The sequence below is a fragment of the Pseudoalteromonas sp. 2CM39R genome (assembly GCF_023161845.1).
Genome location: NZ_JALNTM010000031.1, coordinates 12050 through 33103, shown reverse-complemented (window position 1 = coordinate 33103; position 21054 = coordinate 12050). Strand labels below are relative to the sequence as shown.

Below are 21054 nucleotides of genomic sequence, written 5' to 3'. Positions count from 1 at the left end.
ACAGTGACACTGCCTATTAAGTGCTAAAGTACGTTTAAGCGTTTATTTACGCATCAACACAATGACCTTTTATTAAAGTGAAATTATGAAACAAAAACAATTTTCTATGCCAGATGCAAGCATCATTTTGCTGTGTGTGGCAGTGGTTGCCTATATGGCCACGGTATTTATTACCCCTGGGGTATTTAATGCAGAATCTGGTAGCCACACTGTGCAGCTTTCACAATATCAAGCCGTTAACGACCAACAATCACCACCTGTTTTTGCACAAGGTGGCGACATTGGTTTAGCAAATGTATTGTTTGAAGGCTTAGTGTCGGGTGATAAATATGGTGCAGCTATTGGCGTAATGGCGTTTATTTTAATCACTGGCGGTGCCTTTGGCATTATTATGAAAACCGGCGCGATTAATAACGGCATTATGGCACTTATTAATAAAACCAAGCGGGTTGAATGGCTGTTTATTCCCTTACTGTTTTTACTATTTTCGTTAGGCGGCGCGGTATTTGGGATGGGCGAAGAAGCTATTGCATTTTGTATTGTGCTGCTCCCTATTATGCAACAACTTGGCTACGACGCTAAAGTCACTGTACTTACAACTTATGTGGCTACGCAAATAGGCTTTGCCACCTCATGGATGAACCCTTTTAGCATTGCTATAGCGCAATCGATAGCTGAAATTCCAGTGTTTTCTGGTGCGGGCTTTCGTATGCTAGCGTGGGCTTGTTTTACGCTTGTAGGCCTTGTGTTTACTATGCGCTATGCAAAACGGATAAAAACACAATCCCAAAAAACGGGTGATCAGCCAACGATTAAACTCAGCCTAGCCGATGCACTCACATTATTAGTGTTTGTATTGGGCATAGCTTGGGTCGTATGGGGGGTGATGGCGCGCCAATATTATATTCCTGAGCTTGCTGCACAGTTTTTTTGTATTGGCCTTATCAGTGCAATAATTGCCATCGTGTTTAAAAAGCTAACCGCGAATGAGTGCGCGGATGCGTTTAAACACGGTGCACAAGAATTATTGCCAGCGGCGTTATTAGTCGCACTGGCTAAAGGCATTGTATTACTATTAGGGGGTAGTGATTTAACCACTCCCTCGACCCTCAACACCCTGCTTTATTACTGTGCAAGCAGCATAGCCAGTGTGCCAGATTACATTGCAGCTTGGGGAATGCTGGTGTTTCAAAGTGTATTTAACTTTTTTGTTTCATCGGGTTCAGGCCAAGCTGCCATCACTATGCCGCTGATGTCTCCACTTGGCGATTTGCTCAATGTATCAAGGCAAATTGTAGTATTGGCCTTTCAATTAGGTGATGGATTAACCAATATTTTAATTCCCACCTCAGCTAGTTTAATTGGTTGTTTAGGGGTCGTGAAATTAGATTGGGGAGAATGGGCTGCGTTTATTTGGCGCTTTGCTCTAGCACTTTTTGTATTAGCAAGCGGCTTTATATTTCTTGCTTACTTTATTAATTATCAATAAAAAGAATTTGTTATGTTAACTTTAATTCAAGGTGCAAACGTTTATGCACCTACCTACCTAGGCACACAAGATGTTTTAATTGGCGGTGGTAAAATCATTGCTATTGACGAAAATATAATCCTCGACAGCAGTGTACTCGTCAAACGAATTGACGGTAAAAATAAGCTTGTTACGCCGGGGTTTGTTGACTCGTTAGTGCATATTACCGGTGGCGGTGGCGAAGCTGGATTTGCCAGCCGCACCCCTGAAATGAACCTAACCGATGCAACCCTATCGGGCACTACCACAGTGGTGGGCGCACTGGGTACCGACTCAAGCTCACGTACGCTTACCAATTTGGTTGCCAAAGCAAAAGGCCTAAAAGAGCAAGGGCTGAATGTATTTTGCCATACCGGTTCGTATCATTTACCCGCTAAAACTCTTACTCACTCAATCACTGACGACATCATGTATATAGAGGAGTTTATAGGTGTTGGCGAAGTGGCTATTTCTGATCATCGCAGTAGCCAACCTACGGTCCAGCAATTAGCAGAATTGGCAGCCGAGGCCAAAGTAGCCGGTATGCTCAGTGGTAAAAAAGGCACCGTGAGTATTCATGTCGGCCCTGTTGATAGTCACTTGAGTATTTTGCATCATGTGGCTCAGCAAAGTGATATTAAGCTTAAACAGTTTTATCCTACGCATATGAACCGCAATAAAGCACTTCTTGATGCCGGTATTCACTTTTGTGATCAGGGCGGTACTATCGACTTTACCACCAGCACCACCGACTACGATTTAGCCCATGGTGAATATGCAGCAGCCCATGCCCTTGCCTACTGCTTAGAACAAGGCGTAGCACCAAATCAACTCACTATGAGCTCAGATGGCCATGCTAGTTTACCTATTTTTGATAAAGACTTTAACTTATTAGGGTTAGAGGTAGGCAAAGAGGCATCTTTATTAACCTCGTTTCAGCAAGCAGTCAAAGAATATAACGTCCCTATTGAGCACGCTTTAATGAGCATAACCAGTAATCCTGCCGATATTTTAGGAGTTGATAAAGGCCGTCTTAAAGCAACAAGCGACGCGGATGTTGTCCTCCTCGATAAAGAGACCCTAACCCCTGAGTATGTATGGGCTAACGGCACATTAATGGTGCAAAACACCCATGCAGTCATAAAAGGAGTGTTCGAGTAACACGCAATGCTGCTGAGAATGCTCAGCAGCATAAAATGCTAGATATTGAGTTATCCTAAGTGCCCACTTTCATAAATTGGGGTTACCCAATATTTTAACGGCGTGTACTTACAAACAGGACTTAGCGCCGTTTTTACTATGGCAAGTTCAGATAATAAAATATGCACCTCAAATTGATAAAAACTGCGATGCCCTTCTACTTGCTCGGCAATATCAAACTCGCTGTGCTCTTTGCTATAGCCTTGAATTTTTTTTAAGTTAAAGCCGGTTATACAGTCTATGCCTATTAATATATCAACTACGTCATCTTTTATATTTGTGGGTGCATTTAGGGTAAAAAGTAACTGTTCAGCCATGTTTCTTCTCCAACCAACCATAAAAGATAGGTAATAAATAAAGTGTTGTAATAGTGGAGGTAATTAACCCGCCAATAACTACAATAGCTAATGGCTTTTGTATTTCAGCCCCTGGACCTGTTGCAAACACCAGCGGCAATAAACCAAACATAGCGGTTGTCGCGGTCATTAATACAGGGCGTAGCCGCCTACTAGCACCATCTAAAATGCACTGCGTTACATTTGCAGCAAACATTTTAGTTTGTTCAAAATAGCTGATCATCACAATCGCATTAAGTACGGCTACCCCCAATAGGGCAACAAACCCTACCGATGCAGGCACCGATAAATATTCATTACTAATATACAAAGCAATCACCCCGCCCATCAGCGCAAACGGGATATTGGCAATAATCAGCATTGATTTAGATAGTGATTTAAAGGTAGTAAATAAAATAATAAATATTAATATTAACGCCACAGGAATGAGTACTAATAAATTTTGCGTTGCGCGTTGCTGACTTTCAAACTCGCCACCAAAAGATAAAGTAAACCCACTGGGTAACTTTATATTGCTGCTAATTTTAGCTTCAAGTTCATTCACATAACTCACCACATCGCGGTTATCTACGTTGACGCTAACTGAGGCAAAGCGCTTAGCCTTTTCGCGATCTATTAACAATGGACCTGTTTTAAAACCAATACTAGCAACGTCTTCAAGCGGCATTAGGCTATTATCTGGCATTAAAATAAGGCTGCCTTTTAGCGCTTGAATAGAAGATAAATCCACTAATTGGTTTTTAGCTGTGGCACTATTAAATACAATAGGAATAACACGGTTGCCCTCTTGCAGCGTAGACACCTGTAATCCTTCAAGCTGAGACTTTAAATACTCACTTAATGTTTGCGTTGTTAAACCAAATTGACTCGCAACCTCAGGGTTAAGCTTAATATTAACGTATTTGCCCCCTTCAATAAGCGCCATTTGCACATCACTTGCCCCCTCAATACGATTTGCAAGCGCAGTGATTTTTTCTGCAAGCGATGACAAGGTTGCAATGTCGTTACCAAACACTTTAATTGAAATATCGCCAGTGCCACCCGTTAGCATTTCTGATACGCGCATTTGAATAGGTTGAGTAAAGCCAATATTAACACCTGGAAATTGCGCAAGCGTTTGGCGAATATGCTCTATTAGTTGCGCTTTTGTAGCAAAGCGCCATTGCTCTTTTGGTGCCAGCTCCATAAACACATCGGTTTCGTTTAATCCCATAGGATCAAGCCCCAGTTCATCCGATCCAGTACGCGCGACAATTTGCACTATTTCAGGAGTGTTTTTTAATAAGGTGGCTTCAATTTGCTTGTCTATATCAAGGGAAGCCTGTAGTGAAATACTGGGAGATTTTTCAAGTTGAACAATAATGTCGCCTTCATCTAACACTGGCATAAAGCTTTTACCAAGTCCCTGAAATAACACGCCACTGAGGATCAGTACCATTATTGAAGTAACACTTATTAGCATTGGCTTTTTAATCGCCTCAGCAAGGGTTTTACTATAAAAGCCTTGTAACAACATCACCATCTTAGGCTGTTTTACGGGTTCATTTTTCAACAATAGCGAGGCTAAAATAGGAATAACTGTAAGCGATAACAATAGCGCACTTAACATAGCAAATACGATAGTGAGCGCTACAGGGGTAAATAATTTCCCCTCAAGCCCGGTGAGCATTAACAGTGGTGAAAATACAATAATAATAATGATAGTGCCTGAAAAAACCGGTGCAGCAACCTCTTTACAGGCGCGATAAATAACATGTAGCCTAGGTAAATGTTGATTATTAGCCAGCCGATTTAAAATATTTTCAACAATCACAACCGATGAATCCACCAGCATACCAATTGCTATCACTAAGCCCCCTAAGCTCATTAGGTTGGCTGATAAATTAAACTGTTTCATCATAATGAAAGTTAACAGCGCCGACATAGGTAATGATAACGACACCACTAAAGAGGAGCGAATATCCCCTAAAAACAACGCCAATAATACAATTACTAAAATGATAGCTTGGCCTAATGCGCCAGTAATTGTGCTAATTGCGGTGTTAATAAGATTAGAACGATCGTAAAACACATTAATGCTGGTACCTTGCGGCAGTGAGGCTTCGATTTGGCGCAGTTTACTTTTTACCTCTGTCACCACTTGCGCTGTGTTACTATTTTTAAGCGCAATAATTAGCCCTTGAACAGCTTCTTCGCTATTTTTAGTCACTGCTCCATAACGAGTTAAACTTCCGACATCAACATTGGCCACATCGCTTAAGCGGATCACTTTATTTTGTGTTGATTTAACGACTGTATTTTTGATGGCCTCTAAATCGCTATATTTACCCTCAGTACGCAAAATTAACGTATCGTTGCCTTTTTCTAAGCGCCCTATGCCACCATTTTGATTGGTTTGCACTATCGCCTCTCGCAGTTGTAAAAAGCTAACTTGATGCTGCTGCATTAATAAGCTGTTGGGGGCGATAGCAAACGTTTTTGCATACCCGCCTAAGCTATTTACATCGGCTACGCCACTCACGGTTCTTAGTAATGGCCGTATTTGCCAATCAAGTAACTCTCTTTTTTCAATCAGCGATAAGTTAGGGCTTTCTATGGTAAACATAAACACTTCAGACAGCGGCGTACTCATTGGTGCCATACCACCACTAATATTGGTAGGTAAGCTAGGTAAAATATTTAACAGCCGCTCGTTTACTTGCTGGCGCGCCCAGTAAATGTCAGTACCTTGTTTAAAGTCAATGGTAATATCGGTAATCGAATACTTGGTGGTAGAGCGCAGCATTTGCTGAGCAGGAATGCCCAGTAGTTCGGTTTCAATAATGCGCGTTACTTGGGATTCAATTTCAAGGGCGTTCATACCCGGTAATTTATAAACAATTTTTACTTGGGTAGGCGATATTTCAGGAAATGCATCCACCGGAATACTCAACCACGAGCGAGCCCCTATAACCATAGCAATAATGGCAAAAATACTAACAAACAATCGCTGCGTTAGTGAAAACTTAATAAGCAGGTTTAACATTTACTCTCTCCCTAAATGCAACAGCATTCCCTGCAATGCACTTACTGAGCTAATTAATACTTGTCGGTTATTTAAGGGGATATTGGCGCTAAAAATAAAATCTTGATTACGTGAACCAATTAACTGTACAGGCACAAACTCGAGATGTTCGTCAGCTTTAATGGCAATATAATTGGTATTTTCAAACTCAAATAATGCCGATTTGGCAACGCTGTAACCCGTTATTTTTTTAACCGGAACCGCTTTAATACTCTGCCCAATGGTTAAGTTACATTGTGCAGAGCTTGGTGATGCCCAAATAGTTTGATGGTACTTATTAGCAATATTGTCTACGCTTTTAATTTTGAGTTGGCATTGATCAGAAACCCTAAAATAAGATACCCCTTTGCCCAAGCTAATAGGAACAGTAAACTTAACCTCAATACTATTAGGGTCAAGAATGTCGAATGCTCGTTCGCCTAACATACGATTTGCCGCTTGAGTAGGAAATTGTAATATCCCTGTTTTTGGGCTGGTCAAGCTCACGTTTTCTTGCTCATCAACCTGCAAATAGCGCATTTGGTGATTTAAATGCTCAAAGCTCAGTTTAGCTGCATAGTAACTTTGCGTAATAGTGACCCACTCAGAGCTCCTAATAATTTTATTTTTAAGGTGCACCTTGTTTATATCATAATGGCTCTTAGCTACATTAAGCATGTCTTTTGCTGATTGATAAGTGTCTAAAAAGTGCTGAACATCACTGCCTTGAACAGTTGCCACAATAGCGCCTTTTTTTACATGACTCCCATTAGCGTACAAATAATTAATTTGCGCGACATCAAATGCAAACAATACCGTGTAATTTACACCCGGCTTATAACTCACTTTCCCCATTACACTTTGAGCGTTAATAAAATCGGTGGCGTGAATATTGGCAAACTGAGTATCAAATCCATTTAACTCGCTAATCGGAATGGGAGCAAGCGTTTGCGCGGCTGACACACGGCTAATAGTTAAACAGGTCAGCACAGCAATAAATAATAACGCGTTAGAGTGTTGCACAAAATTACATCGTATTTTTGTATAATTTAACTGCATTTGGTTTGTCCGCATGTGATTAATTTTATAGAATAACCATGCCCTTTTTACGGGGTTATCGCATCAGGCATACGCCTTAACATGCCAATAAACCTTAATTTTTGTATCACAGTACATATGTCCATTGTAAATTTAACTTACTGATAATAGAGACTTTAATGAGAGATAAAATAATTGCAGCAACACTATTGATGATCATGGTGTTAAATTTTTTTGACGTGATCATGGATTTAAAATTAGGAGTGCCGCAGTGGCATATTTTTACTGAGAGTTTAATTGTGGTTATTTCTGGCTTAGGTGCTCTGTATTTAATTAAAGATATTAACGCACGAACCAAAAAAATTAATAACCTCAAGCGCGAGTTAAACAACTCTGTGACTCAGCTAAACAATATATCGCAGGAAATGAAAGACGCGCGCCATCAATATAGTGGTGTTATACAAACTCAATTTTCTCAGTGGACACTCACTCGTAGCGAGCAGGAAGTAGCTATGCTATTACTCAAAGGGCTTAGCTTTAAAGAAATTAGCGCGCTTAGAAGCACTAAAGAAAAAACAGTACGCCAACAAGCTTCAGATATATATAGTAAAGCGGATGTAGAGGGCAGACATGAGTTTGCCGCATGGTTTTTGGAAGACTTTATGCAACAAAGGCACTATCCGCATTCAAGCTCAGCCATTAACTAATGCAGTGACTAACGCATATACTTGCACGCTATTTTAGTCAGCATTAAAGTGGCAGCTAAATTTCGCCATTATGACTCAGGACTTTAAAGCTTAAGGCCATATTTTAGAAAATAGTAATTACGTTGTATTAGTAGTTAATTATATCGTTACAGAAACGATTATGTTTTTAATAAAAATGGGCCCAATTACAGCAAAGCCTCAATCTGATTTAGACTAATAATAACGCAGTTTTTAACAATACTCGTTTTTGAAAGTTACTTTTACCTATAAAAAAACGCCTTAGCTTAATAAACTAAGGCGTTTTTAGTGTTATACGCTTAAATTAAAAAGTATATTTTGCACCTAAAGATAGGCGGCGTCCTTTAACATCGAAAAATTCTCCATCGTCGTAAGTGAACGGGTTACGTGGTGGCTCACGGTCTAGGATGTTGTTAACACCAATACGTAACTGTAGCTCATCCATTAGATAAGTTTTGTACATGAAATCAAACGTAGTGTAAGACGGGATATCATTGTAGTTGTTGTCTTCAATGGTCCAGTCATTATCATTAACAGTTGCATGACGGTAGTTCATGGTTAGCACATACGCTGAGTCATCATGAGAATAAACGGCATTAAAACGTCCCTTCCAGCGAGGTGAAGCTGTTTCGCCTACATCAGTTCTAAAATCTTCAGCACGGCCTGTAGAGTTATTGTTGTCCTCTATTAGGTAAGTTGCTGTTAGTTTCAATGCTAAGTCACCAGAGAACAACTCAGTGCGGTATGCAGATTCAACATCTACGCCTTTTTTGTTAATAACAGCGGCATTTATAGGACGAGTAAAGAAGTTTTCAATTTCACCCGTTTCTTTATTACGCACAACGTTACTGCAGAAAGGGTTATCTAACGATGATGACTCATAACAAAGCTCAACACTGTTACGGCCAAAGTATTCAATAGCGCCTTCTACTTCGAATGACCAGTAATCAAGCGTTATATCTAGCCCTTCCACGAACTCAGGTGTATAAATTAAGCCAATGGTGTAATCGTTAGATGTTTCATTTTCAAGGTTTTGGTTACCTTGAATATAGCCTGGTAAGCTCCCACCTGAAAGCCATTCATCTGATGGCATCCAGCCTTCAGGAAGCCCTGCGGCTTGGCAGTTTTTGATTACATTATCTTTATATTTACTGCCTGATTCAGCGATAGAGTCAGCTCTACATACATCCGCACGACCTGAGCTAAACGTTTTTGAGTTAGGCGTGAATAAATCCCCTAGGTTGGGAGCGCGTACTGATTTAGAACGGTTTAAGCGTATACGTAACTCATCAGTTACACCCCAGTTTAGGGCTAATTTCCAGGCATTATCTTCACCCGTTACCGAGTAATCCATGTAACGAAATGCTGTTTCAAGGGTTAAATCCGTTGTTAGGAAGGTTTCTTCTAATAATGGAATTGAAATTTCAGCTGAGAGCTCATTTACATCAATCTCACCATCCATTGGAAGGCTTGAATTACCAAAAATTAAGCCTTTTTGCATATTTTCAGACGGTGTAATAGTTGCTGACTCACGGCGGTGCTCAGCGGTAAATGCAGCTGCAACATAACCGGCAGGTAGCTCAAATAAGGCGCCATCTACAGTAACAGCAAACACGGCTTGATCGTGTTGTGCAAAGCGCGTTGCATCAGTCGCTATATAGTCTAACTGTGCTGGTGTTGCCGAAGTCGCGCCCATTGTGTTAAATGGTGTACAACCAGAGATAGCCCCAATAACTTCGCCGTCTGCATTACGCTTAGCACATACTACATTGCCTTGGTATTCAACGGCATCAATAGAGTTAGCCAAGTTTTGCGTTAATACTTCGCCAGTCCAAAGAGTATCTTGCTCGATGCGACCAAATTGTGCGTAAGCAGAGTAGCCCCAGTCATCACTTAATATACCTTCAGCGCCTATTGAAGTACGGAATACTTCACGCTCTTGGTTATATGCACGATCGCCCCATAAGTTTTCGTTAGCTTGGCGAAGTGTGACTGATGTCAGCCCATTGTCGTCCATTACTTTAGCCATATCGCTTTTTATAAATGCATTGTCGCGACGTATTGTATGGCGGAAGAAGGCTGGAGAGCTCTCTGTGGTTGCATCAGTTTTTGAATAAGTAAAGTCAAAAGTAAGTGCATGGTCGTCATTAAGTTCATAAGTACCATACGCTGAAGCAATCATACGCTCTAGTGGCGTTTGAAAGTACTCTTTATAGCCGTGGCCAAAAACACCATCGCCTTGATTTTGACCATCTTGGAAGTAGCCTGTAGCGTCTCGCCCAACTCCTGGGTTTGGAATACGACCTAAACCATAGTCAAACGGTTTTAGGTTACCATTTGCATCAAAAGTGTAGTGGTGATTGTCATAGCCGTTATCAACAAAGGCGTCTTTGGTAAAAAAGTCACCACCTTCTGAGTAGTAAGCAAGGCCAGTTGGTTGACCTAAAACAACACGTGAAGGGATACCGTCGTCACCACTTGTATTTGCAGGGTTTGCGAATGAGTTCACAGGGTTACGGTAAAAATCACGGCTCAGCTTGCCATAGCTTTTGTTTTCTGTGTAATTAAATGAAGCAATAAAAGAGAGTTTATCGCCTTCCATACCACCTGTAATTGAGAAGTTGTTTTGCTCGCCGCCACTTTGCTCTGGACGTACAGTAGAAACATCAAGTTCAATCCCATCCATTGATTTTTTAGTAATGATATTTACAACACCAGCTACAGCATCTGCACCGTAAACGGCTGCAGCACCACCTGTAGCAATCTCGATACGCTCAATCATTGTGGTAGGAATGTTGTTTAAATCAACTGCAGTGTCACCCACAGAACCAGGCACAAAGCGACGGCCATTAACAAGCACTAATGTACGCTCTGATCCCAAACCACGAAGATCGGTTGTGTTAAGACCTGACGCATAAATAGTGTTAGTCGTTGTTTCTGGTGATAGGCCAACCGTCGCTTGTGGCATTTCTGCAAGCAAATCATTAACGTTAGTAATACCTTGGTTTTCCATCTCAACGCCGCTGATCACAGTCACAGGCGTTGGCGAGGTTAGGTTAAAGCGCTTAATTTTTGAACCAGTCACTTGAATGCGTTCAACTGGTTTAGCATCTGCTGTTGACTGAGCGAATGCACTCGATGCGCCAATAGCACCTGTTACAAGTACTGTATTAACTGCTGCTGCGATAAGATTTATTTTTTTCAACATAACACCTTTCTTTTTACAGAGTGACTTAGTTTGTGATCTCTGCTAGTTAGCCTGAGGAAAAGTTACTTTTGCTAAGCCATTATTTACATGAACGTTAAATATATGCCTTACAATGTAACCAAATGTAATTTATCAGCATTTTTAACACAGGAATAAAGTTGAGTCTCACCAGCCAATAATGTGTCAAATGTTAAAGATAAGTTTTTTATGTTTTTTTTATGAATAATTATTGGTAACACGCTAATTTAAAATGATTTTTTTTGTAAAAATAGATTTACGAACCCAGCATTAACGTAAACACCATAAAAAAAAACAAGCCAAATTAACCTCTTGATAATATTATATAAATATAAAAGCTTTATTTTTAATCAATAATGTTAAAAACGCTCAAAAACTAGCGTTCACTTTTTGTGCGCTTGGTTCTTTTTAGGGAACTTTATTTAGAGGGCTTACTTTTAATGGTTAATTAAACCTCGATGCGCGCACTTTTTAATCGGGCGTTTCTTCGTTAACAACATCGTTTATAGCAAAATCGAGTTTGATACTTGCACTCGTATTTTTTAGCAATTTAGGTATAGTTGCTGCAATATTTTAATAAATCGGATTTTACATGACTCACTCTACTTATCCTATTGGCACACCCGGCAAGCAATGGAATCACGAGGATAAAGCGCATTGGCTGGCATGCCAAAGTATCAAGCGAAGCTATCAACAAGAAGTCGTAACATTAATTGATGAACTTAAAAGCACTCTAGAAGTACAGCAATACGGTGAGCTTAATTATGCCGCAGGTAGCTACCCTTTGTACGCGTTAAAAACCACTGATTTTGATACAAACAAAGCCACTGTTTTAATTACTGGCGGCGTACATGGCTACGAAACCAGTGGTGTTCATGGCGCTTTAAGATTCGCTAAAACATTGGCAAATAAGTACGCTGAGCACTTTAATATTGTAATTACCCCCTGTATTAGCCCATGGGGTTATGAAACGATTAATCGTTGGAACCCAGATGCGGTAGACCCTAACCGCTCTTTTTATCAGGGCAGTCCAGCACAAGAATCAGCGGCAGTAATGAACTATGCGCAATCGTTAAATACGCGTTTAATTGCACATATCGATTTACATGAAACAACAAATTCTGATAACAGTGAATTTAGACCAGCACTCGCGGCTCGTGAAGGCAAAGTAAACACCAATTGGAATATTCCAGATGGCTTTTATTTAGTGGCTGATAGCAACAAACCAGAGCCTGCTTTTCAAAAAGCAATTATTGAACATGTTGAAAAAGTAACGCATATTGCACCTAGCGATGAAAATCAGCAATTAATTGGTGTACCACAAGCGCAATTTGGGGTAATTAATTACGCGGCCCGTGATTTAGGCCTATGCATGGGATTTTCTGAAGCTGCGTATGTCACCACCACTGAAGTATATCCAGACAGTGCAACGGCTAACCCTGAAGAGTGTATATTAGCGCAAGTTGCTGCAATTTCAGGTGCCTTAGACTACATTATTAATAAGTGACCAATGCAGTAGATAATGAATAAAAGGGGCGGCTATTGAAATTTGAAAATAACTACGGCAGTTATAGCTTGCGTGTTGAAGGTAATATAGTTATTGGGCAGTTTAAAGGTAACTTAAACCCTCAGTTATTAAATCATTTTAAAGCCGCTTTATTAAATAGCATTGAACCATTTAAACATTTGTCTTGGGGTTATATTAGCTACTCTCCTGAGGTGATTGCTGCTACCCCCGATGCTGAAAAAAACATGATAGATGTAAGCCAAACAATGGGGATTAATAACTGTTTGATCAGTGCGTTTGTCCTCACCTCGCCTATTGCTATAAGGCAATTGCAGCGGATTATGCACAGCTCTGGCCGTGATGCTCATTTGCAAGAATGCTTGTTTGCTGATTTTCAAAGCGCCAAAAAATTTGTAATTAAGCAGCTAGCCCTAGCCGAGTCAGGTTGTTAACTGGCTAGGACTCATACTTTATTAATTTTTATAAAACTGGCTGTCTTTGGTAATAGTAATTGCAGGGTCTTCTTGCGAAGTTATCACAAAACTCAGCTTGCTCACTTTGCGTGCTAAATCGTAGCCGTCTGCAGTCACCGTTACCGGCACACTTTTCATCAGCCCAGGCTCTACCAATATAGCATTTGGGCTTTGCAATGTAGCCCCCTCTAAACCGCTAATTGAAATTGAATAATGCAGCGGTTGCTGAGTTTTATTGATAATAGTGAGCGTGTAAGGATTTTCAACTAAGCCTTCGTAATTTACCCGGTACAATGCGTTTCTATCTCTAAGTACTGAGGCTTCTATAGGGGTACGTTGTAACATCCATGCAAACATAGATAAAATTAATAGCGCAGTTAACGCCCCATAGCCTACAAGTTTAAGCCTAAATGGATTCGTTTTTTGCCCTGCCATTTGCTTTTCACTGGCGTATTTAATTAAGCCTTTTTCGTAGCCAAACTTATCCATGGTGTCGTCACAAGCGTCAATACATAAACCACAGTTAATACATTCATATTGCAAGCCATTGCGAATATCAATCCCTGCAGGGCATACTTCCACACATAAGTTACAGTCTACGCAATCACCTAAATTAAGCGCTTTAGGATCAGCTTTGCGTTTACGTGGGCCGCGATTTTCACCCCGTTCGCTATCGTAAGTAACCACCAGCGTATCTTTATCAAACATCACCGATTGAAAGCGCGAATACGGACACGCCACAGTACACATTTTTTCACGTAAAAAGCCCGCATTTCCATATGTACAAAACGCAAATAAAAATACCCAAAAACTGGTGATCCCAGACCACTCTAAATTTAACATTTCGAGATACAAGGTTTTAGCGGGGATAAAATACGCTAAAAATGAGGTCGCCGTGAGTACCGAAATAACCAGCCAAGCACTGTGCTTAGTGATTTTTTTTCGCCATTTGGTAATATCCCATGGGCTCTTATCAAGCTTAATACGCTGGTTACGCGTACCCTCTACACGTTGCTCAACCCAAGAAAACATTAACATCCAAATGGTTTGTGGGCAGGTATAACCACACCATACTCTGCCAAGCCAGTTGGTAACAAAAAATAGGGCAAACGCTCCCACCATAAACAGCATGGCTAAAATCATAAAGTCTTGAGGGAGCAAGGTAAGGCCAAAAATAGTAAATTTTTGGGTGGCCACATCCAATAAAACCGCTTGCTGACCGTTATATTGAATCCATGGAATGGCAATAAAACTCAGCATTAACAACCAGCCTAAATTGCGACGTATACGTTGAAAAAAACCTTTTTGCTCGCGTATATAAATTGGCCCCTCTTCTTTATAGGGCTTAATGATCATGTCTTCTTCTTTAATATCAAACTTCATGCTACTTACTTCATAGTGACGGGTATTAAGCAAGTATTTGCAACTTTCAGACCACACTGAAAGATAACTTAAAACATTGATATTAAATGATTTTAATAATAAAACCGGACTACAACATCGCGATATTTAGCGACTATCGCGATATATCACGAATTAGCTCTGGCGACGCATTCCTAACTTTTGCATTTTTGAGCGTAAGGTACTCTCTGGTAAGCCCAACTTATTTGCCGCGCCTTGTTCACCTGCAATTTTCCAATTACACAGTGCTAATACGCTGCTTATATGCTGTTTTTGTGCTTCATCAAGTGTAAGCGTTGGGTTTATAGCGTTATCATCGCCCGCTGTAAGCGACTGACTTAACTGTAATGTAGAGTGTTTAGATAAAATAGCTTCTCGTTCGAGTACATTTTGTAGCTCTCTAATGTTACCTGGCCAGTCATAGGCTTGTAATTGCCTGATCGCTTTTTTACTTAACCCTTGCAATTGCTTACCTAAGCGCTTGTTTATTTGTGCAATTAAGTTTTGACACAAGTAAGGAATGTCTTCTTTTCGTTCTTTAAGTGCAGGCACGTGAATAGGAAACACATTTAAACGGTAATATAAGTCCATTCTGAATTGACCTGCTTGTACCATTTCCCACAAGTTACGGTTGGTTGCAGCAATGATGCGAATATCAACCTTTAGGGTTTGACTACCGCCAACACGTTCAAACTCACGCTCTTGTAATACCCTTAATAGCTTACTTTGGGACTCTAACGGCAGCTCTGCGACTTCATCTAAAAATAAAGTGCCGTGATCGGCAAGTTCAAAACGTCCTTTACGACGCTCGTTAGCGCCAGTAAACGAGCCCCTTTCATGCCCAAAAAGTTCTGACTCTAATAAACTTGGAGTGAATGCCGCACAATTTACTTTTATGAATGCTTGTTCGTTGCGTTTACTGAGACGGTGTAAGTTACGTGCCACCAGCTCTTTGCCAGTACCATTTTCACCAAGAATGAGTACGGTGCTGTCGGTTTCACTCACTAACTGTATTTGATCTAACATGCGTTGGAATACAGCACTGTGGCCAACCAGTCCTGAATCTTGCCAATCCTCATTAAGCTCGGCAATAAGGTAATCATTCTCATCTTTTAGCTGCTCGCTTAGGTGCTTTACTTGAGCTAACGCTTCGTGCAACTGGGTTTGCGTTTGCTGTTGTGCTGATATATCGCGAAATACTGCCACAGCACCAATAAGCTGATTATTTTTATAAACGGGGGTGGAAGTGTACTCAACGGCAAAGGCACTGCCGTCTTTACGCCAAAATACTTCGTTTTTTACTTCGCGGCGTTTGCCATCAAACATAGTGCAATAAATTTGGCACTCATCGGCAGGGTAAGGAGTGCCATCGGCATGGCTATGATGATGATATTGATGTATTTTTTTTCCTAATAATTCATCGGCCGTCCATCCAGTCATTCGCTCTGCGGCTGGATTTACAAATACCGCATTACCGGACAAATCAAATCCGTATATACCCTCACCTACCGCATTGAGCAATAAGGTAGGATCGTTTAAAAAGTTTTTTATCATAATACGACCTCGCGAAATATCGCGATCATTATGCCAATTTTCTCCTGCTTTAACACCTAATAATGACTAAATAACGCCTTAACATCTATTTTGGCTTCTAAGCGCGCTGCAATTAAATATAAGCCGGCTAATTTACGATGAATAAACAATGCATCCACAGGTGGAGTATGCCACTGCTGCGACTGTGCGCTTAACTGTAATCCGGCATCTTTGATGTTGCTAGCAAGCTCACTGTTTTTAAAATCAAACTCGCCATTATAGCGAAGTGGCTCGCAAGCCATTAAAAATAAATCAATCACTCTTTCTTTATAGCCATCTTTTAAAGCGTCTTTAAAGTAACCAATTGCAGTGGCGGCATTGAGCACACCTTCACGATCATTATTACTGCCGGCTTTAAACAAGGCTAAATAGGCATCACTTAGGGTAGCTGTAATTTCTCGGGTGGCACCAAAATCAAATAACACGATTTTTTGTGATTCTGGTTGGTAATGGTAATTAGCAAAGTTAGGGTCGGTTTGAATTAACTTAAACTCAAACATTTCTTTAAAAAACAAATCAATTAATTGCTCAGCAACCCGACTTCGATCTGATTGTGGTAAATATGTAATGCCCTCTATAGGCTTGGCATCTACATACTCCATGGTTAGCACTTGCGCAGTACTGTGCTGAGGATACACGCTAGGGACTTTGAAATGCGCGTTATTTGCTAACAGGTTTTTGTAACATGCTAAATATTCAGCTTCTCGAGTGTAGTCGGCCTCTGCTAATAGCTGTGCCTTGGCTTCTTCAACTAAGGGTTTTATATCCAATTCTTTAGGTAATAATCGCGATAAAGTAAGTAAAGTGATCACATTATCCACATCGCTTACCACACTTTTAGCAATACCTGGATATTGAATTTTAACGGCTAATTGATCACCATTTTCTATATAAGCTAAATGAACCTGCCCAATTGATGCAGCTGCAAACGGTCTTAGTTCAATATGAGAAAAACGCGATAACCAGTCATCCCCCCATTGCTCTTTTAGCACGCTCACTAATTGCTTATGTGGCATTGGGTTGGCATCGGCACGTAACAAAGACAGTAACTGCGCAAGCTCGGGAGTTAATAAGTCGCCAGCATCCATTGAAAGTAACTGCCCAAGCTTCATTGCCGCACCGCGAAGATGCGACAGCTGAGTGGCTAAGTTTTCAATATTTTTAGGCTGGAGTAATAAGCTCTTATTATCCCAACCTTTACCACTAAGCGCACTTTTGGCACCGCCCACTAACATATTTGTGGCAACGCCGGTGGCCAATGAGCCTAACTTTGCAAATCGTGAAAGTCGAGAGGTGGGAACGGATCGCTCATTAGCCATAATTAACCTAATCTATTAATAATAAGGTCAATTAATACGTTTTATTACGCTTATTAGATCTAAATTATAACCGAGGTACTAGCTTAATCGCGCCTTCGACTACTTTTAAATCTAAGGGTAAATTACTTAACAGTGCCATTTTAGGGTCGTTCATATTTAACTTATAAACAGGGTTAACCGCTAAAAATGCATTCATGACATCCATCGCTTCGTTATCCAACACTTCTAAATTACCTTTAAACCCCCCAGCATCGATACTTGAATCGCGTAACTTAACATTACGTAAAAATACGGCTTTTTTCTCGCTATCATAAAAAGGCGTGCCTTGTATTTGTAACTTTAAACGCACAGGATACTTTAATGCAAAGGCATTAATCTCGGCGCTCGAATCAGCACCTAATAAAACATAATCACTGTTGTCGGGACCAATATTAACGCTTAAATCATTTACATCAAACTGCACAGGTAAGCCCATCAGGCTAACTTTTTCACTTAATTTAGGTAACTCTTTATTTAGTAACGACTCAACCTCTGAATTTGTAAATGAATAAACCGAAATACCCTGAGTGCTGTTACAGGCAGTTAAAAATAATAGTGAAATAAAAACAAAAATTTTCATACAAAACCCTATTCATTAATCGTATTGGCAGTAAGTAGCCATAATAAAAAACCGCTTTAATAGCGGTTTTTTTATTTTAGTTGATAAAAGTTAGTTTACAGCAAAAATAACTTTTAACCTTGCTAGTGTGTCAGTTGTGACTGAACCTTCGCTGAGTGCAATTAATTGCTTTAAATAATAGTTTAAATCAGCGTGGTCTCCACGGTGCTTGTCATCTAGCATTGCCACTTGCTCAACCATTCTTTGCGCTGAGCCATGCGAACTCACGTTGGCTAGTATTTCCATACGCGTTAGCAACTGCTCGATACTTAATGACGTTTTTACCACACCAGTGAACTGACTTGGCACTGGTTCATTATTCTCAAGCGCAACAAATAATGCGTTTAAGTTAGCTTGTTCGTTTTTGGCAGCTAATCCGGTTAGCTTTTCATCTATAGCTGACAATAAAGCGGATACTTTAGGCGTTAACGATTTAAATGACATATACCCTTTAACTTTGGTTTGCAGATCAAGTAATTGGGCTTTACCTTCAACACTATTTAAAGCCGCTTCGAGCTCATTTAGTTCGGCTGTTGCTAGCTTATCTGATTCACCTTGCTCGCGTTTTTGCTGCTCAAACTCTTCGCTGCGTTTAGTGAATGTTGCATCATTAAACTCACGGAATTTTTGCCATAGTGCATTCTCAGCTTTTAAGCCTGCAAACCCTATACTCTGCCATTGTTGCTGTAACTGCTTTAACTGCTGACACGCCTCTGCTAGGTTTTCACTTTGAGATAGCTGTTGCGCTTGCTCAACGAGCTCATTTTTAAGTGCGGCATTGCCTTTATGAAACGCATTAAGTGAAGATACAACTAGCTGCTGTTCTGCCTTATAACGCTCGTTTAAAATTCGGTATGTTTTAGGATCAACTTTACCTACACTACGCCATGCTTTTTGTAATCGGTTGTAGTGGCTTTCAAATTGTTTCCAATCTAAATCAGCATCCTCTGTCGCTTGTAAATGCAGTGCATGCATTTGCGCTATTAGTTGCTCACGCTCTACTTTAGCCGCTTCACGCTGGATTTCTTGCTCTGCGAAATAACTACGACAAGGTGCGAACAATAGCTCAATTTTTTCATCAAACTCATTTCCTTGCTGCTTTTCTTGCTCTGTATCAAGGCGACCTAGTTCATTCCAACGCTTACGCAATACTTTAACTTGGTCAGCACGCTGTTGCGGATCGTTACAAGGCTCATCAACTAACAGTGTTACTTCTTCTAAAAGTGCAGTGCGTTTAGGGGCCGCTGCATACTTTTGCCAATCTTTAGCATCAGCTAGCTGCGCTTCTAGGTCAGCTTTTAAGTTAACCAGCGGCTGTTGGTATTTCTCAGTTAGGGCATTAAATAGCTCTTCGAAGCCTTTAAATACACCAAATGCAACATTAAAACGCCCTTCTTCAATTAAACGTTTAACATCACGCGCTTTTCGCTTAGCTTGGCTTTGAGTTTTTTCTAGCGGCTTAGTGAGTTCGCTCATTGCAGCTAAGAACTGCTTCTTATGCGTATTAAGCTGAGCTTTAAATGACGTTTGTAAATCAGCGCTAAGTAAATTTAAGTGGCTGCGTGCAGTTTTAAAGGTATTATTGAATGCTGTTAGCTGTTGATCGTAATCGCTAAGTTGCTCTGCAGGTTTTATTTCACTAAGCGCATTGTAGGCAATTTTATATTCTTTAATCGCCGCAGTTAGCTCAGGCAACTTAGCAACTTGTGAGAATAATTGCTCAAGCTTATTAATCACTTGTTTTGATTGCTGATCAGCCACCAGTTCCGTTTTATCTAGCGTGTCTTTCGCTTGCGCTACTTTTGCATTAAGCCAGTCTTGCTGAATTTGCTCTGGCGTTTCTAACCCTAACTGTAATGCATTCTCAATTTCTTCACTTAATGCTTCTAACGTAGCTAACGCTAACACTTGGCGCTGTTGCTGAGCTAAACGTTGCTGCTCTACTTCGTGCTGCGCTTTTAGTATGGCAATGTGAGCATCAAGCTTATCGGTAATTAAAATATACTTAGCATCAAGGGTTTTTACATGTTCTTCACTTAGCCATTTTAATTCTAGAGCTTGCCATTGTGCCATGAGCTCTGCGGCTTGTGGGTCAACAATGGCGTAGTCATTTTTATCACGCAATGCATTAAGCTTGGCTAAAATAACACGGGTTGCGTTTTCAACTTGCGATGGCATTTCAAGTGCTAAACGCTCGTTTTCAAGATGACTTTCAAGCGCTACTTTAGCTTCACCTTGAGCATGCTTTAACAAAGCTTTAGTTAACTGCTGAGTAATCACTAAATCAACTAACTGCTTTTGTAGCTCTTCATTGGCTTCTTTAAAGGCTTTTTCAATCAGTTTAGGGTTCGCTAGGCGTTTTAAGAGCTTAACTCTCACTTGCAGTTCTTTTTCTGCAAATGCTAGTTTTTCAAGGGTTTTAATCGGTGCAAAGCGTTCAATATACTCATTTTTAATCTGTGCCGATAAGCTACTTTCACTGTTTAATACAGCAGACGAAATTTGTTGCTCAGCCACATCTTTTAATGCCTGATCTTGCTTGTAAGCTTTCCACCAAAGCGGTAAATCGTTTACTTTTTGCAGTGCTTTACGACGAATTTCAGCCGATGAGTCTTCAAGCGCTAAGGTGCTTAAAATTGTTACGTCGCGTGCTACATCAAGTTTTTCAATCGCATCTAAACGAACTTGTTGCTTCGGGTGTTTCCATTTTGGTGTAAAAAGGTGTTTAAAGATCATTTTCACTGAACCTAGCTATTTCGTTATCTGATTTAAATTCTTTTTGTAGTTGCGCTTTGGTTTTTTGGATCATTTCTCCATCTGCACCAATGGTAAACTGCTCGTTTGATTGTGCTACTTTTGCTTGATACAACATCACAAGTTGCACTGTTTGTTGTTTTTGTTCATCTGATAAAGGTGTGCCATCTGGCCACTTTCCTGTTGATGCACCATATTGTAGGCGCTCAAATAATTCTGGAGTAATATTCTGTACTAAGTTGTCAATATTCATG

At 40.4% G+C, this 21054-nt stretch carries 15 protein-coding genes; 5 read left to right on the top strand and 10 right to left on the bottom strand.

From position 1 onward, the window contains the following. Positions 1-85: 85 nt before the first annotated feature. On the top strand, positions 86-1489 hold the full coding sequence (gene yfcC, locus MTF66_RS35040; RefSeq protein WP_055013126.1) for a putative basic amino acid antiporter YfcC: 1404 nt from the start codon (positions 86-88) through the stop codon (positions 1487-1489). 12 nt (positions 1490-1501) lie between these two features. Then, the gene (gene iadA / locus MTF66_RS35035) at positions 1502-2668 is read left to right on the top strand and encodes a beta-aspartyl-peptidase (protein WP_248530072.1); all 1167 of its coding nucleotides are present in this window, start codon (positions 1502-1504) and stop codon (positions 2666-2668) included. 50 nt (positions 2669-2718) lie between these two features. Here the strand turns inward: iadA and MTF66_RS35030 are convergent, their stop codons facing one another. The 3 genes from MTF66_RS35030 to MTF66_RS35020 are packed head-to-tail and all read right to left on the bottom strand — an operon-like array spanning position 2719 to position 7129. Beyond that, positions 2719-3024 carry a DUF3240 family protein gene (locus MTF66_RS35030; RefSeq protein ID WP_010392847.1) on the bottom strand — a complete coding sequence of 102 codons (306 nt, stop codon included), beginning with the start codon at positions 3022-3024 and terminating at the stop codon, positions 2719-2721. Then, positions 3017-6088: an efflux RND transporter permease subunit gene (locus MTF66_RS35025; RefSeq protein ID WP_248530071.1), complete on the bottom strand. Its 3072-nt coding sequence runs from the start codon at positions 6086-6088 to the stop codon at positions 3017-3019. Before MTF66_RS35025 ends, MTF66_RS35030 begins: the two co-directional genes overlap by 8 nt. Then, positions 6089-7129, bottom strand: a complete 1041-nt coding sequence (locus MTF66_RS35020; RefSeq protein WP_248530070.1) for a hypothetical protein — start codon at positions 7127-7129, stop codon at positions 6089-6091. Positions 7130-7323: 194 nt separating this feature from the next. Between MTF66_RS35020 and MTF66_RS35015 the strand changes: the two genes are divergently transcribed. Continuing rightward, positions 7324-7851, top strand: coding sequence for a LuxR C-terminal-related transcriptional regulator (locus MTF66_RS35015; protein ID WP_054200642.1), 528 nt, complete (start codon positions 7324-7326; stop codon positions 7849-7851). A gap of 322 nt (positions 7852-8173) precedes the next feature. On the opposite strand, the gene MTF66_RS35010 is transcribed toward MTF66_RS35015, so the two are convergent. Beyond that, on the bottom strand, positions 8174-11077 hold the full coding sequence (locus MTF66_RS35010) for a TonB-dependent siderophore receptor (RefSeq protein WP_138623228.1): 2904 nt from the start codon (positions 11075-11077) through the stop codon (positions 8174-8176). A gap of 610 nt (positions 11078-11687) precedes the next feature. Between MTF66_RS35010 and MTF66_RS35005 the strand changes: the two genes are divergently transcribed. Both MTF66_RS35005 and MTF66_RS35000 read left to right on the top strand, forming a co-directional pair. Further along, positions 11688-12602, top strand: a complete 915-nt coding sequence (locus MTF66_RS35005) for a M14 family metallocarboxypeptidase (protein WP_248530069.1) — start codon at positions 11688-11690, stop codon at positions 12600-12602. A gap of 35 nt (positions 12603-12637) precedes the next feature. After that, complete coding sequence (locus MTF66_RS35000; protein WP_248530068.1) at positions 12638-13054, top strand: hypothetical protein; 417 nt, start codon at positions 12638-12640, stop codon at positions 13052-13054. A 21-nt stretch (positions 13055-13075) separates the two neighbouring features. Here MTF66_RS35000 and ccoG read toward each other — a convergent pair whose 3' ends face one another. The 6 genes from ccoG to MTF66_RS34970 all read right to left on the bottom strand — a co-directional run bounded on the left by ccoG (position 13076) and on the right by MTF66_RS34970 (position 21053). Next, positions 13076-14458, bottom strand: coding sequence for a cytochrome c oxidase accessory protein CcoG (ccoG, locus tag MTF66_RS34995; protein WP_248530067.1), 1383 nt, complete (start codon positions 14456-14458; stop codon positions 13076-13078). Positions 14459-14611: 153 nt separating this feature from the next. Continuing rightward, positions 14612-16030, bottom strand: coding sequence for a sigma-54-dependent Fis family transcriptional regulator (locus tag MTF66_RS34990; RefSeq protein WP_248530066.1), 1419 nt, complete (start codon positions 16028-16030; stop codon positions 14612-14614). A gap of 56 nt (positions 16031-16086) precedes the next feature. Continuing rightward, entirely contained in the window at positions 16087-17388 is a 1302-nt protein-coding gene (locus MTF66_RS34985) for an AarF/ABC1/UbiB kinase family protein (protein ID WP_248530065.1), read from the bottom strand. 64 nt (positions 17389-17452) lie between these two features. After that, the gene (locus tag MTF66_RS34980; protein ID WP_010392868.1) at positions 17453-18007 is read right to left on the bottom strand and encodes a DUF1439 domain-containing protein; all 555 of its coding nucleotides are present in this window, start codon (positions 18005-18007) and stop codon (positions 17453-17455) included. Positions 18008-18097: 90 nt separating this feature from the next. Continuing rightward, positions 18098-20782, bottom strand: coding sequence for a DUF349 domain-containing protein (locus MTF66_RS34975; protein WP_248530064.1), 2685 nt, complete (start codon positions 20780-20782; stop codon positions 18098-18100). Further along, the gene (locus MTF66_RS34970; protein ID WP_008114080.1) at positions 20772-21053 is read right to left on the bottom strand and encodes a YeaC family protein; all 282 of its coding nucleotides are present in this window, start codon (positions 21051-21053) and stop codon (positions 20772-20774) included. Before MTF66_RS34970 ends, MTF66_RS34975 begins: the two co-directional genes overlap by 11 nt. Position 21054: the final 1 nt, after the last annotated feature.

Coding starts and splice junctions, on each gene's coding strand:
- yfcC (WP_055013126.1), top strand. CDS start 86: ATGAAACAAAAACAATTTTCTATGCCAGATGCAAGCATCATTTTGCTG.
- iadA (WP_248530072.1), top strand. CDS start 1,502: ATGTTAACTTTAATTCAAGGTGCAAACGTTTATGCACCTACCTACCTA.
- MTF66_RS35030 (WP_010392847.1), bottom strand. CDS start 3,024: ATGGCTGAACAGTTACTTTTTACCCTAAATGCACCCACAAATATAAAA.
- MTF66_RS35025 (WP_248530071.1), bottom strand. CDS start 6,088: ATGTTAAACCTGCTTATTAAGTTTTCACTAACGCAGCGATTGTTTGTT.
- MTF66_RS35015 (WP_054200642.1), top strand. CDS start 7,324: ATGAGAGATAAAATAATTGCAGCAACACTATTGATGATCATGGTGTTA.
- MTF66_RS35010 (WP_138623228.1), bottom strand. CDS start 11,077: ATGTTGAAAAAAATAAATCTTATCGCAGCAGCAGTTAATACAGTACTT.
- MTF66_RS35005 (WP_248530069.1), top strand. CDS start 11,688: ATGACTCACTCTACTTATCCTATTGGCACACCCGGCAAGCAATGGAAT.
- ccoG (WP_248530067.1), bottom strand. CDS start 14,458: ATGAAGTTTGATATTAAAGAAGAAGACATGATCATTAAGCCCTATAAA.
- MTF66_RS34990 (WP_248530066.1), bottom strand. CDS start 16,030: ATGATAAAAAACTTTTTAAACGATCCTACCTTATTGCTCAATGCGGTA.
- MTF66_RS34985 (WP_248530065.1), bottom strand. CDS start 17,388: ATGGCTAATGAGCGATCCGTTCCCACCTCTCGACTTTCACGATTTGCA.
- MTF66_RS34980 (WP_010392868.1), bottom strand. CDS start 18,007: ATGAAAATTTTTGTTTTTATTTCACTATTATTTTTAACTGCCTGTAAC.
- MTF66_RS34975 (WP_248530064.1), bottom strand. CDS start 20,782: ATGATCTTTAAACACCTTTTTACACCAAAATGGAAACACCCGAAGCAA.
- MTF66_RS34970 (WP_008114080.1), bottom strand. CDS start 21,053: ATGAATATTGACAACTTAGTACAGAATATTACTCCAGAATTATTTGAG.